The 15288-nt window shown below is 32.4% G+C and carries 13 protein-coding genes; 9 read left to right on the top strand and 4 right to left on the bottom strand.

Annotated features, from left to right (window positions below):
- Positions 1-23: 23 nt before the first annotated feature.
- The 6 genes from rsgA (at position 24) to queA (ending at position 5788) form a co-directional block, all read left to right on the top strand.
- Positions 24-1001 (top strand): ribosome small subunit-dependent GTPase A, encoded by a 978-nt coding sequence (gene rsgA, locus J3S90_RS13500; RefSeq protein ID WP_188051309.1) that lies wholly within the window; start codon positions 24-26, stop codon positions 999-1001.
- 29 nt (positions 1002-1030) lie between these two features.
- The gene (gene dtd / locus J3S90_RS13495; RefSeq protein ID WP_210646635.1) at positions 1031-1483 is read left to right on the top strand and encodes a D-aminoacyl-tRNA deacylase; all 453 of its coding nucleotides are present in this window, start codon (positions 1031-1033) and stop codon (positions 1481-1483) included.
- A 63-nt stretch (positions 1484-1546) separates the two neighbouring features.
- Positions 1547-2884 carry a type ISP restriction/modification enzyme gene (locus J3S90_RS13490; protein ID WP_210646634.1) on the top strand — a complete coding sequence of 446 codons (1338 nt, stop codon included), beginning with the start codon at positions 1547-1549 and terminating at the stop codon, positions 2882-2884.
- A gap of 2 nt (positions 2885-2886) precedes the next feature.
- Positions 2887-3213 (top strand): nucleotide pyrophosphohydrolase, encoded by a 327-nt coding sequence (locus tag J3S90_RS13485; RefSeq protein WP_210646633.1) that lies wholly within the window; start codon positions 2887-2889, stop codon positions 3211-3213.
- Positions 3214-3312: 99 nt separating this feature from the next.
- The gene (aroA, locus tag J3S90_RS13480) at positions 3313-4545 is read left to right on the top strand and encodes a 3-phosphoshikimate 1-carboxyvinyltransferase (RefSeq protein ID WP_210646632.1); all 1233 of its coding nucleotides are present in this window, start codon (positions 3313-3315) and stop codon (positions 4543-4545) included.
- A gap of 193 nt (positions 4546-4738) precedes the next feature.
- Positions 4739-5788, top strand: coding sequence for a tRNA preQ1(34) S-adenosylmethionine ribosyltransferase-isomerase QueA (gene queA / locus J3S90_RS13475; RefSeq protein WP_188051304.1), 1050 nt, complete (start codon positions 4739-4741; stop codon positions 5786-5788).
- A gap of 184 nt (positions 5789-5972) precedes the next feature.
- On the opposite strand, the gene J3S90_RS13470 is transcribed toward queA, so the two are convergent.
- The gene (locus J3S90_RS13470) at positions 5973-6707 is read right to left on the bottom strand and encodes an SIMPL domain-containing protein (protein WP_188051303.1); all 735 of its coding nucleotides are present in this window, start codon (positions 6705-6707) and stop codon (positions 5973-5975) included.
- 155 nt (positions 6708-6862) lie between these two features.
- On the opposite strand from J3S90_RS13470, the gene kynU reads away from it, so the two are divergent.
- Positions 6863-8143: a kynureninase gene (gene kynU / locus J3S90_RS13465; RefSeq protein WP_210646631.1), complete on the top strand. Its 1281-nt coding sequence runs from the start codon at positions 6863-6865 to the stop codon at positions 8141-8143.
- A gap of 72 nt (positions 8144-8215) precedes the next feature.
- On the opposite strand, the gene J3S90_RS13460 is transcribed toward kynU, so the two are convergent.
- Complete coding sequence (locus J3S90_RS13460; RefSeq protein ID WP_210646630.1) at positions 8216-9778, bottom strand: AsmA family protein; 1563 nt, start codon at positions 9776-9778, stop codon at positions 8216-8218.
- 211 nt (positions 9779-9989) lie between these two features.
- On the opposite strand from J3S90_RS13460, the gene J3S90_RS13455 reads away from it, so the two are divergent.
- Entirely contained in the window at positions 9990-10424 is a 435-nt protein-coding gene (locus J3S90_RS13455; protein ID WP_188051300.1) for a YMGG-like glycine zipper-containing protein, read from the top strand.
- Positions 10425-10499: 75 nt separating this feature from the next.
- On the opposite strand, the gene J3S90_RS13450 is transcribed toward J3S90_RS13455, so the two are convergent.
- Both J3S90_RS13450 and J3S90_RS13445 read right to left on the bottom strand, forming a co-directional pair.
- Positions 10500-12032, bottom strand: coding sequence for a cryptochrome/photolyase family protein (locus J3S90_RS13450; RefSeq protein WP_210646629.1), 1533 nt, complete (start codon positions 12030-12032; stop codon positions 10500-10502).
- Position 12033: 1 nt separating this feature from the next.
- Positions 12034-12675, bottom strand: a complete 642-nt coding sequence (locus J3S90_RS13445) for a flavin reductase family protein (RefSeq protein WP_210646628.1) — start codon at positions 12673-12675, stop codon at positions 12034-12036.
- Between the two features lie 162 nt (positions 12676-12837).
- On the opposite strand from J3S90_RS13445, the gene J3S90_RS13440 reads away from it, so the two are divergent.
- On the top strand, positions 12838-15231 hold the full coding sequence (locus J3S90_RS13440; RefSeq protein WP_210646627.1) for a penicillin acylase family protein: 2394 nt from the start codon (positions 12838-12840) through the stop codon (positions 15229-15231).
- Positions 15232-15288: the final 57 nt, after the last annotated feature.

Below are 15288 nucleotides of genomic sequence, written 5' to 3'. Positions count from 1 at the left end.
TAATCTTCAATCAAAAAGCCTACATGACAGGACTAGTATATAAATCTACAGGAAGTTGGTACACCGTAAAATCTGATCAAGGAGATTTTATAGAATGCCGTATGAAAGGGAAATTCAGAATCAAAGGAATTAAAAGTACCAATCCTATTGCCGTGGGCGATATCGTAGATTATGAATTAGAAGAATCCTCAGATACTATTACAGGAACAATTCACCATATTCATGAACGTAAAAATTATATCGTTCGTAAGTCAGTGAATTTATCTCATCAAATGCATATTATTGCCTCTAATATTGATCGTGTTTTTTTATTAATCACCATTAATAATCCACCAACTACTTTTAATTTTATTGATCGTTTTTTGGTAACGGCGGAAGCTTATGGAATTGAAACGATCTTAGTTTTTAATAAAATAGATACTTTTGATGAAGCTACGCTTGACGAACAATTGTACATGCAACACGTTTATCAGGAGATTGGATATAAATGCCTGCGCGTTTCATCGACAGAAATGAAAGGAATTGATGAGCTGAAGGAAATGATGATCGGTAAAGTAAGTATGTTTTCAGGACACTCTGGCGTAGGAAAATCGACTTTGGTAAATGCAATGGAACCTACTTTACATCTAAAAACAAAAACGATTTCGGAAGCAAGTAAACAAGGACAACATACGACGACTTTTGCAGAAATGTATGATTTGTCTTTTGATGCTAAAATTATCGACACTCCTGGAATCAAAGGTTTCGGAATCGTTGATATGGAAAAAGAAGAAATTAGTGGCTATTTCCCGGAGTTTTTCAAATTAAAAGAGCAGTGCAAATTCAATAATTGCTTGCATAAAGAAGAACCGCATTGTGCCATTAAAGCAGCTTTAGAAAGAGATGAAATTGCATGGTCCCGATACAATAGTTACCTCAAGATTTTAGAAGGGGACGATGAAAATTATAGAACCGATATTCACAATGAAGATCGAATAATTAGCGATAAAACAAGAGAGTAAATCCTGCCGTAAATCTTAAATATCAAAAATTGAAAACAGTAATCCAAAGAGTATCTTCTGCCTCAGTTACCATTGATTCAAAAGTAGTCGCTGATATTCAGAAAGGTTTGTTGGTGTTAGTTGGTATCGAAGATGCCGATAATCAAGAAGACATTGATTGGCTTGCTGCTAAAATAGCCAATATTAGAATTTTTGGTGATGAGAATGGAGTAATGAATCTTTCCGTAAAAGAGAGTAATGGTGATGTAATTGTAGTGAGCCAATTTACGTTACACGCCAATACCAAAAAAGGAAACCGTCCTTCTTATATCAAGGCTTCAAAACCTGATGTTGCAATCCCATTGTACGAAAGCTTTGTAAAATGCCTGGAAAAACAATTGGGTAAGAAAGTGCAAACCGGAGTTTTTGGTGCAGACATGAAAGTTTCATTACTAAATGATGGACCGGTTACAATACTAATTGACAGTAAGAATAAAGAATAAGTCAAGTGTTAGTGTTGAATTCTTTATTATAAATTCTTTACGCTTTTTTAAATTCCAGCCTAGATGACTTTAGAACAGTATATTCAAAATTTAAATTCAGTTTTACATAAAGAGTTAACGACAGAAAAAGTTACCCTGCTTATTCCTGATTTAAACTCTGAAATCATAGCTGAATTTGCTCAAAAATTAGGTTTGGAGTTTCTTCCTAAAAAAGAAAATGGTAATGTCTGTTTTGCCAACAACAATGACGAATTAAGAGACGATTTCAAACAAGTTTTTAGCACAATAGATTTTCTAGATTATATTTATGCTGTTTCTTTTTCAGCTATTTATAAAGAAAAATTTCAGAAATCTTTTAGCGCAGATTTTCCAAAAATCCCTTTTCCAAAAGTTAGTAATGATTTTTGGAAATTGGTAAAATTGGGAAAGGAGTTGAGGGAGATAAATTTGCTGTTAAGTCCATTTGTAGAAGATAATATTGCTCAATTTCGTTTAGCGGGTGATAATTTAGTAGATAATATAAGATTTGAAATTGCAAATACCACCCCGGCTTACAGCCACCCCTTCAAAGGAGGGGAATTTAGTATCTCGAATTCCCCTACTTCGGAGGGGTGCCCAGCGGGTGGGGTGGTTTTTTATGCTGGGACGGGCGAACTAATAAATAAAATAACTCCACCACATTTTACTATTAAAAACATAAAAATTTATCACAACACAATAACAACTTTACCTTATAATCCAAAATTAAAAGAAAGAGCAAAAGCACTTCGATCTACAGAAAATTTATCAGAGGTTTTGTTTTGGATGCAAGTACATAAAAATCATTTTTATAAGATAGATTTTGACCGACAAAGAATTATTGGGAATTACATTGTAGATTTTTATGTAAAAAAGCTAGGATTAGTTGTCGAAATAGATGGAGTAAGTCATGAAGGAAAGGAAAAGTATGATACTGTTAGAGAATGTTATCTTAAGTCGTTAGGTTTAAAAATATTCCGAATTCCTGTTGTCGATGTTTTACAGAATATGAGTAAAGCGATGAATGATTTAGAAAAGTTTATTATTGAAAATTATGGAGAGATTGATTGTGATGAAATAGAAAGACCACCCCGTCCGCCTGCGGCGGACACCCCTCCAGAGGAGGGGAATTGTATCGAAGGAAATTGTAGTAATGAAAATCTAGCTAAAGTATTTATCAACGACACACAATATTTTGGAAATATTCCTGAAGCAGTTTGGAAGCTTTGTATCGGAAATTCTCAACCAGCACAAAAGTGGCTCGAAGACAAAAAAGGAAAATTATTAGAATCCAATGAAATCAAGCAGTATCAAAAAATATTAGTTGCTTTGATGGCAACAGATAGAATAGTTAAAGAAATTAATAAAATTGAAATACAGTAAATATGGACTTAAAAAACTCCCAACTCGACGTAGATAATTGGATAAAAGAACACGGCGTTCGTTATTTTAATGAATTGACAAATATGGCGCAACTTACTGAGGAAGTAGGTGAAGTAGCTAGAATAATTGCGCGTCGTTATGGAGAACAATCAGAAAAAGAAACTGATAAAAATAAAGATCTTGGCGAGGAGTTAGCCGATGTGGTTTTTGTTGTTTTATGTCTAGCCAATCAAACCGGGATTGATTTACAAGCTGCTTTTGATAAAAAGTTGAATTTAAAGTCGATTAGAGATAAAGATCGTCACAAAAACAACGATAAACTGAAGTAATTTGTAGTTTTCAAATTATGAATTATAAAGGAGGAATGTTAAATTGCAAACTTGAATTATGCTAACCATAATTCGAAATTCAAAACTCATAATTATAACATGAATTTACTGTTACAAACTATCCATTCTAATTTAAAAGCTCAGATTGCCGTTACTGGCTCGAAAAGCGAAACCAACCGATTATTATTATTACAAGCGTTATTCCCTAATATCACTTTGGCGAATACTTCTAATTCCGATGATAGTGAAGTGATGCAAAAAGCATTAAATGCTGATTTGTCATTTCGAGAAACAAGGGATCTAGATATTCATCATGCAGGAACTGCAATGCGTTTTTTAACTGCTTATTTTGCTACACAAGAAGGACGTGAAGTCGTCTTGACGGGTTCACAAAGAATGACAGAACGCCCCATTAAAGTTTTGGTTGATGCGCTAAAACAATTGGGTGCCCAAATTACCTATGAAAAACAAGAAGGTTTTCCTCCTATTCGCATTAAAGGACAAAAAATCACAAGTAATAAAGTTAGTATTCCTGCTAATGTCAGCAGCCAATATATTTCGGCACTTTTATTAATTGCGCCAAAATTAGACAATGGGATTGAATTGACTCTCGTTGGTGAAATCACCTCAGTTCCATATATCAAAATGACATTAGCTTTGCTGAATGATCTTGATATCCAAACTAGTTTTGAAGGGAATATAATCAAAGTCTTTCCAAAACAAGAAGTAGAAACTAAAGAAATGGTGGTAGAGTCCGATTGGAGTTCGGCTTCGTATTTTTTTAGTTTGGTTGCTTTATCAGAAACGGCTTCTATTACATTAACGAGCTATAAAGAAAATAGTTTACAAGGCGATTCAGCTTTGGTCGAAATTTACAAGAAAATGGGCGTTATTTCGAATTTCGAAAACAATACGTTGTCTTTGAGTAAAGTGCCAAACTTTAAACCTGAAATTTTAAATTTAGATCTTAATAACACTCCAGATATTGCACAAACCATTGTGGTAACTTGTTTAGGATTAGGAATAGGTTGTCATCTAACAGGACTTCATACATTAAAAATAAAAGAAACAGATCGCCTAGAAGCATTAAGAGTAGAGCTTACTAAACTAGGGGCAACTATTTCTGTAACTAATGATAGTTTAACATTACAACCATCAAATACAATTAATCACAATGTAAAAATTGCCACTTATAACGACCACAGAATGGCAATGGCATTTGCTCCTTTAGCTTTAAAAGTGCCTATTATAATTGAAAACGCTGATGTAGTTTCAAAATCGTATCCTGATTTCTGGGAAGATATGAAAAGTTTAGGCTTTTTTATTTCTTAAATTAGTCAATAATTGTCAATGTTTGCGGGTTAAATAGCTGATATTTTGTGACTTTGCGACTTAGTTTTTAAATTAAACAGCAAAACACTTGACAACGCCTATCTCACAGTCGTATATTTGCAGTCCTATATAAGTTTATAATTTGGGGCAATATTTTTGCCGAGGGATTTAATCTTTTAAACAAAAAACAAAAATGAAATTATCACATTTTCAATTCGACTTGCCAAAAGAATTACTTGCAGAGTATCCTGCTGAAAACAGAGACGAAGCACGTCTAATGGTTATTGATCGTAAAAAGCAAACTATAGAACACAAAATGTTCAAAGATGTTATCGATTATTTTGATGAAGGCGATGTTTTAATTCTGAATAATACGAAGGTTTTTCCAGCTCGTTTGTATGGAAATAAAGAAAAAACGGGAGCAAGAATCGAAGTTTTTTTACTTAGAGAATTAAATTCTGAGCAAAGACTTTGGGACGTTTTAGTTGATCCAGCACGTAAAATAAGAATCGGAAACAAATTATATTTTGGGGATGACGACTCGCTAGTTGCTGAGGTTATCGACAATACTACTTCTCGTGGAAGAACATTGCGTTTTCTTTACGACGGTTCTTACGAAGAATTCAGAAATAAATTGACAGAATTGGGAGAAACTCCAATACCAAAATACATTTCAAGAGACGTAACGCCAGAAGATGCAGAACGTTACCAAACGATTTATGCAAAAGAAGAAGGAGCTGTTGCAGCACCAACTGCAGGTTTGCACTTCTCTAAACATTTATTGAAAAAACTTGAAATTAAAGGAATTAAATTTGCTGAAGTTACACTTCACGTAGGTTTAGGAACTTTTAATCCAGTTGAGGTTGAAGATTTATCAAAACACAAAATGGATTCTGAGGAACTAAAAATTACTCAAGAAGCGTGTGACATTGTAAATGAAGCTAAGTCAAAAAAGAAACGTATTTGTACCGTAGGAACTACTTCTATGCGTGCTGTTGAAAGTTCAGTTTCGTCTCAAAATACGTTGAATCCTTTTGACGGTTGGACTAATAAATTCGTTTTCCCTCCGCATGATTTTACGATTCCAACTTGTATGATTACTAATTTTCATACGCCAAAATCAACATTATTGATGATGGTTTCTGCATTTTGCGGACATGATTTAATGAAGAAAGCTTACGCAGAAGCAATCGAAGAAGGATACAAATTCTATTCTTACGGAGATGCCATGTTAATTATATAATCTGAAAATATTTTAGATTTCAAAAAAAAACTCGTCAATATTGGCGAGTTTTTTTTTGGTGTGCCCCAAGGGTCGTGCTGTTCGCTATATCTTTATTTTCTTTATCAAGAAAACAAAGGATGCCACTTCCATCACTCACACAGTTTATATTACAAAGGATAAATAGTATTTCAATGAGAATTATTTAATTCACTTGATACACTAAACGAACAGTAATATTAGCAGTTTTATTTTTAGACTGCGTGTTAAAGGAACCTCCATATGAAAAGTCCTCTGAGGAGTTTTGACCCGTTATCTGAAAAACACCCATGTCTGATTTTTTTAGATTTCCTAGACTGGCATCGGCATTTTCAGCAATACTTTTTGCTCTTACGCTAGCATCTTTAGTAGCTTCAGCAATCATTTTTATTTTTAATTCCGCCAGTTTAGTATAGTAATACTCTGGTGCATTAGAATAAAATTCGACTCCAGAATTAATTAACTCACTTGACTGTCTTGATAACTCTTCAACTTTATTAACTTCTTTAGACTGAATGCTTACACTTTGTGTCAAGGTAAAACCGGTAAAAATTTGTTGGCGAGTTGTACCATTTTCATTGTACGTAGTTTCGATATCCTTGTTAAAACTCACTGCCGAAAATACCATTTCATTAGCTGCAATCCCTTTTCCGGATAAGTAAGTTTTTATTTTTTCTCTGTCAGAATCTAATGCAGCATAGGCTTCTTTCAAAGTCATGCTTTTTTTAGAAAAAGAACCACTCCAAACAATTAAGTCCGAGACAAAATCTTTCTTTCCTGATCCTGTTACACTAATTGTATCATTACTTTTGTTTCGATTCTGAAAAGCATTCGAAAATAAATAGGAGGAAATCACCACAGCTAGAGCTATAATAATTACGTTTAAACTGTTTTTAAGCATTAGATCTATGATTTATAGTTAATCAAATATAATCAATTATTAGGCCACTGTTAGTAGGATTTGAATTACTATTTAAGAATTTGTTTTTTATTCCTGTTAAAATTAACTTTCGTTTATTTTCTTTTTTGTTATTTTTACATTTCAAAATATAAAAGATGACTTTCAAAAATACGCTTGAATTTGCCAAAGAATTAGATGCAAAAGATGATTTAAACAAATACCAACAGGAGTTTATTTATCCTAAAGTTAATGAAGAAAAAGTAATTTATTTTACAGGAAATTCTCTGGGTTTGCAACCCAAGCGTACAAAAAAATATGTTGATGAAGTAATGAACGATTGGGCAAATCTTGCCGTTGAAGGACACTTTTATGCTGAAAAACCTTGGTGGGACTATCATGAACGTTTTGCCAATCCTTTGAGCAAAATAGTAGGCGCTTTGCCTTCTGAAGTTACGGTAATGAATACGTTAACTGTAAATCTTCATTTAATGATGGTTTCTTTTTACAGACCTACAAAAACCAGATTTAAAATTATTTGCGAAGAAAAGGCATTTCCATCAGATCAATATATGTTTCAAAGCCAAGTTCATTTTCATGGCTATAAAATGGATGACACCATTGTTGAAATTAAACGTCGTGATGGCGAACATAATATTCGTTTAGAAGATATTTTGGCTAAAATTGAAGAAGTAGGAGACGAGTTAGCTTTGGTTTTATTAGGCGGAGTAAATTATTACACGGGACAAGTTTTTGACATGAAAACGATTACAGCTGCAGGTCATAAAGTAGGAGCTTATGTTGGCTGGGATTTAGCACACGCTGCAGGAAATGTGAAATTAGAACTCCACGATTGGAATGTAGATTTTGCAGCTTGGTGCAGTTATAAATACATGAATTCGGGACCTGGAAATGCTTCAGGATGCTTTGTTCACGAAAAACACCATCATAATGACCAATTACCACGATTTGCAGGTTGGTGGGGACATAATAAAGAACGCCGTTTTAAAATGGAACCTGTTTTTAATCCGGTTCATGGCGCCGATGGTTGGCAAATAAGCAATCTTCCAATTCTTTCGCTAGCGCCTTATTTAGCATCGGTAGAAATGTTTGATGAAATAGGAATGGATGCTTTAATTCAGAAAAGAGATTTAATTACCTCTTATTTAGAATTTATCCTAAAAGAAATTGCTAAAGAACTTGATGGAAATTTTGAAATAATTACTCCCTCAAACCCATTAGAAAGAGCATCCCAATTGTCAGTTTTACTTCATGGTGAAGGACGAAGCTTATTTGATTATCTAATGAAAAACGGAGTGATTACGGATTGGCGCGAACCTAACGTTATCCGTCTAGCACCAGTACCTTTATATAGCTCTTTTGTTGATATGTATTCTTTTGGTCAAATATTAAAAAGAGGTATTCAAGAAGTGAGGTAAATAAATTCCATTTTTTTAATTAAACCAACAACGGGTTTAGGAATAAATTATTTCTAAACCCGTTGTTCAATTTTATATTAAAATTTGTTTTAGTACCGCTGCAATATTAATCCATAAAAAATTGAAAAAGGATTTTTCTTGCACACGCTCAACAGTTGCTTTAGTTTGTATTTCTTCTCCTTTAGAATCATTTTTAAGAATTAAATTGGCCAATGCGCTTTTAATTTTATTTTTCTGCTCTGGTTTCCCTTTTTTGTATAATGTCACTTTTAAATCATGGTATTGTAGAGAAGCATTTTCATAGGAATTAATATCATTTCCTTTTATAGTAAATTTTAATTTGTCAAATATTCCTTGAGTTGTTGCATTAATGTAAGGTTTAGTAAACTGATATAAATCGTTGGTGTTTAAATTTGAAACTTCACCATGCATTATAAAACGATCTTGTTTGTCTAGAACATTAAATGTCCAGTTCACTTTAAAAGGTGAGTTTTTCATGAATTTGCAATCAATGTCAATATTGACATTTTTTAACTTTTTTTGACCATAACCACTTTGAATATGTGTTGCGGTTAGATTAAAATTATTAAATTTCAATACTCCTGGACCTTTCTGAAAGTTCAATTCTTCTTCATAGACTAAAACAGAATTTCGTATGGCTAATGTATCTAATTTTAGAGGGAATTTTAAATCCCGTAGCAGTTTACTGTATAAAGGTTTTTTACTCAAATCATCAGCTGGTAATTTATTTCGGTAAATGTTTGCTGCTAATTGATCAATTTTAACCGAATTAGCGTTGAAAAAAAGTTTATCATCCTTAAATCCCCAATCCATAGCATTTACTGCAATACTTTCGGATCGCAATGTAAAAAGATCTTTCTCTTTGTCTAATTTCTTAACAAATTCGCTACGGCTGTATTCTGGAATTAATTCGAATTTTTTTAAAGTTATATTTTCTGTAGTTGCTTTAAAATTGTTAGCTCTAAGATGGTAAACATTACTTACTCTATAATAGATGCTGTCAGCGGTTAATTCATAGGTTTTATACTGAAAAGGAATTTTTTGTTTTAATATATCATCTGTGATAACTATCCCATCAATTTGTAAATTCAGATTTTTGAGACTTAAAATGGGTTTTTTAGTTTTTGTATATATAAAAGTTACGCTACCCTTATTTACTTCCATTTTTGAAACAACTATAATTTCTTCAAATGGTTTAACTACTTCTGAGCCTATATTTTTAGAATCATTAATGGCGTTCTCAGTATTTTTATACAGGAACGCTTCTGGAGAATTTATTTTTATACTATTTGCTTTGATGCGTTTGCTGAAAACAAGATCCCAAATTTTAAAATCTATGATTTCTATGGACTCTATTTTAGCATAAATTCCAATTTTTTTTAAACTGTCTTGTGATTTACTTTTAGGACTAATAGTTAAATGAGATGCTTTGATGTTTTTTGATAAAAGATCAACTTTTAAGTCTCTATAAGTAAAGGCGTATGGAGTTGGATTGTTTTCAGAAATAATTTGAGGAAGTTGTCTGTCAATCCAAAAATTTAATCCAAAATTTAGAAGTACAATTATAGTAATTAGACTAACTATAATGAGCACGATTTTTTTTAAGGTAGTCATGAATTTTTAATTTCTTAGCTTTTATAAGTAATATAAAACTACTATTTTTCATTTTATATTCTAAATTAACAACTATTTTTAATGCCAATAGAACTTTAGCTAAAATTATATAAGGATTTACTATAATTATATAAGCATTCCCTGTAATTATATAACCTTTATTAAATGTATAATATGTTTCTTTGCGTTATATATTATTAAAATTAAAATTATGAAAGCATTATACTTATTTTTAGCGTCTTTATTGATCGTTTCTTGTCAAAATCAAGGAAAAAATGATGTTCAAGTGGCTAAAGAAGCAACCGTTGATTCTATGAAAGTTGTTTTAGAAAAACAAAGAGTGATTGATTCTATGCAAGTAGAGATGGCAAAAGTGGAAGAAGCTAAAGTTGAAACTAAAAAAGAAGTAATTGTAGTAAATCATCAGGCGCCTGCACAAACAACTACTACAACAAGTTCTACTACAACCAAAAAGAAAGGTTGGAGTAATACTGCAAAAGGAGCTGTTATTGGAGCTGGTGTAGGAGCTGCAACAGGAGCAATTATAAGCAAGAGAAAAGGAGAAGGAGCTATAATAGGTGGTATTGCAGGAGCAGGAGTTGGTGCTGGTACAGGAGCAATTATAGATGGAAAGAAAAAGAACTAGAGTTTTTATTAAATACAAAGAGGAGTGTTTGGATTCATAAAGAATTCAAACACTCTTTTTTGTTTATTCAATGATTTAGTAAGAATCCATATTTTCAATTATTTCATTTGCTTTTATTTTAATTTTATACAGTTCTTCAGGACTTATTTTATTCAACATATTTAGCATCATTCCCATTCGTTGATTTCCTTTGAAATATTCTTTTTTCTCATCTAGAAAATTCCAATACAATGTATTAAAAGGGCATGCTTTTTCTCCAAATTTATCTTTTACATTATAATAGCATTTGGCGCAGTTATTACTCATTTTATTGATATAACTACCTGAAGAAACGTAGGGTTTAGTTGCTATAATGCCGCCATCAGCATATTGAGACATACCACGTGTATTAGGTAATTCGACCCACTCGATGGCGTCAATATAAACCCCTAGATACCAAGCGTCTACTTCGTCAGGATGTATTTGCATGAGTAAGGTAAAATTACCAATAACCATTAAACGTTGTATGTGGTGTGCATAAGCGTCGTCTAAACTTTGATTAATCGCGTGACTCATACAATTCATCTTTGTTTTTCCTGTCCAGAAAAAATCAGGTAATTTATTGGTATTATTCAAGACATTCATTTGAGCGTAGTTTGGCATTTCTTTCCAATAAATACCTCTAATATATTCTCGCCAACCCAATATTTGACGCACAAAGCCTTCAATTTGTGAAATTGTAATATTAGATTCGTTCTTGTGATAATATGAAATTACGATTTCAATAACTTCTTTGGGAGAAATCATTTTTGAATTCATCGCAAAGGACAAGCGAGAATGAAAAAGAAATTTTTCATCGGTATGCATCGCATCTTCATAATCGCCAAAATGTTTTAATAAATTTTTACAGAAGTAATCTACTACCTCTAAACTTTGTTCGCGTGAAGTGGGCCAACTGAAACTGTTTAATTCAATATTACCAATAGTCGAAATTTCTGCTTCTCTGATTTGCTGAACTATTTCTGAGACCTCTTTTTTGAATTTTTTTTCTGAAGGAACTGCAACTTCACCTTTGTATTTCTTACGATTACTAGCATCAAAATTCCACTGATTGCCTAAAGGTGTTGATCCATCCATAAGAATATGATGCTTTTTGCGCATATAACGATAAAAGTTCTCCATCAATAGTAGCTTTTTACCCTGAAAAAACTCTGAAAGTTCAGTTCTATTGGTAAAAAAGTGTTCCGTGTCAAAAGCCTGTGATGGTATGGTTAAATTAGAGCAAATCTTTTTTAGCTCTTCGTCTAATCGAAATTCATCCGGCAATTGATATTCAAATTTTTGAATTTTATATTTTTGAATACATTTAGAAATGATTTTTTCTAAATTTTGTGGGTTTTCAATATCCGAAATTTCAAAGTAAATGGATTTATGTCCTTTACTTTTTATGTATGTGTAAAAATTTCTCATCGACAAAAAAAATGCTACAACTTTTTGGATGTGATGTTTTACATAATCGGTTTCTTGACGCATTTCTGCCAAAACATACAGTGTGTTTTCATCTGTTTTTTGAAACCAGGAATGCTCTGAATTTAACTGATCGCCAAGAATTAATCGCAGTTTTCTCATGTTAGTTTTTTGGAAAAGGCGTGCTAGGAATTTCTTTTCGTGCGTATTGAAAACGCTCTATTAATTTGGGTAAACAATACCCATCAAGACCATTTAGCGCCACAACATTTCCTTTGTCAATTTGTAACCAGCCGTCTTTATGTTCTAATTCTTCCTCAAAAAATAGATTTTCAATAGATGCAATTACATGAATCGTATCATTTTCCTTGATATAATATTCATTAATGTATTTGCAATATAGCTGAACAGGACTCCCTTTCACAAATGGAACTTTTATGTCTTTTTTATACTCTTCTTCTAAATTGGTTTTGTCAAACTCCGAAACACCGCATTCATAATTGGCAGAAGTATGATGCGCATCTTTTATCATATCCAATGTAATGTGATTTACTGTAAAAAAACCAGTTTCCTTGATGTTTTTGTAGGTGTCTCTTGGGACAGTTGTAGGTCGCATAATAAAACCAATCATTGCAGGATTACTTCCTAGATGGGTTACACTGCTGAATATGGCAACATTTGAATCTCCATCCAGAGATTTTGTAGCTATTAGGTTAGCTGATTTATATCCTGTGCAAGAATTGATCAGATTTAATCTTTCTATTTTCTCCATTTGAGAAATATCATCTCTAGAAATATGTTTCATAAGTCGTATAATTTAAAACAAAGATACTTTTTGTTTAATTAATTTTAAAATAAATTAAACAAAATTTAAAATAGATCGTTAAATTATTTAAATTTGTTTCTTTCAAACTGCGTAAAAAAATAGTTTTAAATCCTATATATTTGTTTTTCAATATATCTAAAGATGAAAATATTTAAAAAGATTCTTCTCGTTTTACTTTCATTGGTTATCCTAACTGTGGTTGCAGGATTTATTTATGGTTTTTATTTAAAACCCCAATATGAAGGAGAGCAACAATTAAAAAATATTAACAAAGAAACAACGGTTTATTTTGATGAATTTGGTGTGCCGCATATTTATGCTGCTAATTCAAAGGATGCAATGGTTGCTTTGGGTTACGTGCATGCGCAAGATCGATTGTGGCAAATGGAAGTAATGCGTAGAATTGCTTCAGGTCGTTTGTCTGCTATTTTTGGATCTGTAACCTTAAAAAATGATCAATTCTTTGCGGGTCTAGGAATTGAAGAGGCGTCTGCGAAAGCAATAGAAGCCTTAGATAAAAACAGTCCAGAATATCAATTGACTATGTCCTATTTAGACGGTATAAATCAATATTTAGAGGAGGGAAAAACTCCAGTTGAATTTAGTATATTAGGTATTAAAAAAGAAAAATTCACCTTAAAAGATGTCTATAATATTTTTGGATATATGTCTTTTAGTTTTGCAATTGCCCAAAAATCAGACCCTCTTATGACGGACATAAGAAATAAGTTTGGCATGGATTATCTAAAGGATTTTGGTCTGGATGGTTCATTTAACACTACAAAAATAAAAAATGTAAAAGACAGACCCCAAGAATATGCTGCAATATCAAAAACAATTGCCGCTCTTTTAGATAAATCACCCGTTTCTCCTTTTATAGGAAGTAACAGTTGGGTAATTGCACCTAAGAAAACAAAAAATGGGAAAGTTATTTTTGCAAATGATCCTCATATTGGTTTTTCTCAGCCAGGAACTTGGTATGAGGCACATATTGTAACTCCAGAATTTGAGTTATATGGTTCGTATTTGGCAGGAACACCTTTTCCGTTATTGGGACATAATAGAGAATATGCTTATGGATTAACAATGTTTGAAAATGATGATGTTGATCTCTATCAGGAAGAGAACAATCCCAACGACGGCAATTTATATAAAACTCCAAATGGATATAGTGCCTATGAGGTACGAAAAAAAACAATCAAAGTAAAAGATGCTGAAGATGTTGCTTTAAATGTAAAAATAACGCGTCATGGTCCTGTTGTAAATGATTTAATTGAAGGATTGCAAACAGACAAACCTGTGGCAATGTCTTGGATTTACACCCAACAACCTATTCAGATTTTAGAAGCAGTGTATCAATTATCACATGCTAAGGGCATAGCAGATTTTCAAAAAGGAGTTTCATTAATTGCGGCTCCAGGCCTAAATGTTATGTATGGAGATGCAAAAGGAAATGTAGCCTGGTGGGCAACAGGAAAATTGTACAAGCACAATGAAGGTGTAAATACTAATTTTGTTTTGGATGGAGCTAGTGGTAAAGAGGACATTAAGGAATATTTAGATTTTTCTAAAAATCCATCTGCTGAAAACCCAAGGTGGAATTATGTTTATTCGGCTAACAATCAACCCGAAGCTATTGAAGGTTATAATTATCCTGGTTATTATCTACCAGAAGATCGTGCTAAAAGAATTACGCAATTACTAGATCCTAAATCAGACTGGGATATGGCAGCTGTAGGAACTATGATTTTTGACAACACATCAGCCGTTGCTCCTGATGTAGTTGTCAATTTAATTTCAAATATAGAGGAGAAATCACTTTCGGAAACAGAAAAGCAAGCGTTAGTTGTTTTAAAAGATTGGAAAGGTTCTAATAATCTAAATGATGTAGCACCTACCATTTATAATAAATGGATTTTTAATTATTTAAAAAATACATTTGAAGATGAATTAGGTCCAGAAAATTTTCAGCAATTTTTAGGAACGCATGTTGTAAAACAAATTATAGCCAAACAAATTACGAATGAAAAATCGCTTTGGTGGGATGATATAAGAACCAAAAATAGTAAGGAAACAAGAAGTCAAATCATATCAAAATCATATAAAGAATCAATTGTAGCACTTGAAAAACAACTGGGAAATACGGTTGCAGATTGGACTTGGAATAAAGTTCATACCGTAGAGCATGAGCATCCATTAGGAAAAGTTGCCGCTCTTAGAGGATTTTTTAATGTCGGACCTTACGAAGTGTCAGGTTCTACAGAGGTTATTAATAATTTATTCTTTGATTTTACTGATGATGGCAATTATAAAGTAAAAGGCGGCCCTTCTACTAGGAGAATTGTTGACTTTTCTGACATAGAAAATAGTTGGAGCATTTTGCCTACAGGTCAATCGGGAAATCCATTAAGCGCACATTATAGCGATCAAGCAGAACTTTATAATGCGGGTAAATTCAGACGAATGATGCTAAATAAAGAGGAGATAGTTAGAACTTCAACAAAATTGGTATTTATGCCAGTTAAAAAGAAATAGTTCAAAGCTCTTCCAGTTTTAAATTAGTAATTTCGTAGAACTTTTTAAATATAATTA

Origin of the sequence: Flavobacterium flabelliforme (assembly GCF_017948675.1) — a bacterium.
GTDB lineage: Bacteria > Bacteroidota > Bacteroidia > Flavobacteriales > Flavobacteriaceae > Flavobacterium > Flavobacterium pygoscelis.
The sequence above is the reverse complement of the archived record's forward strand: the minus strand, read 5'-3'. Positions and strand labels throughout refer to the sequence as shown.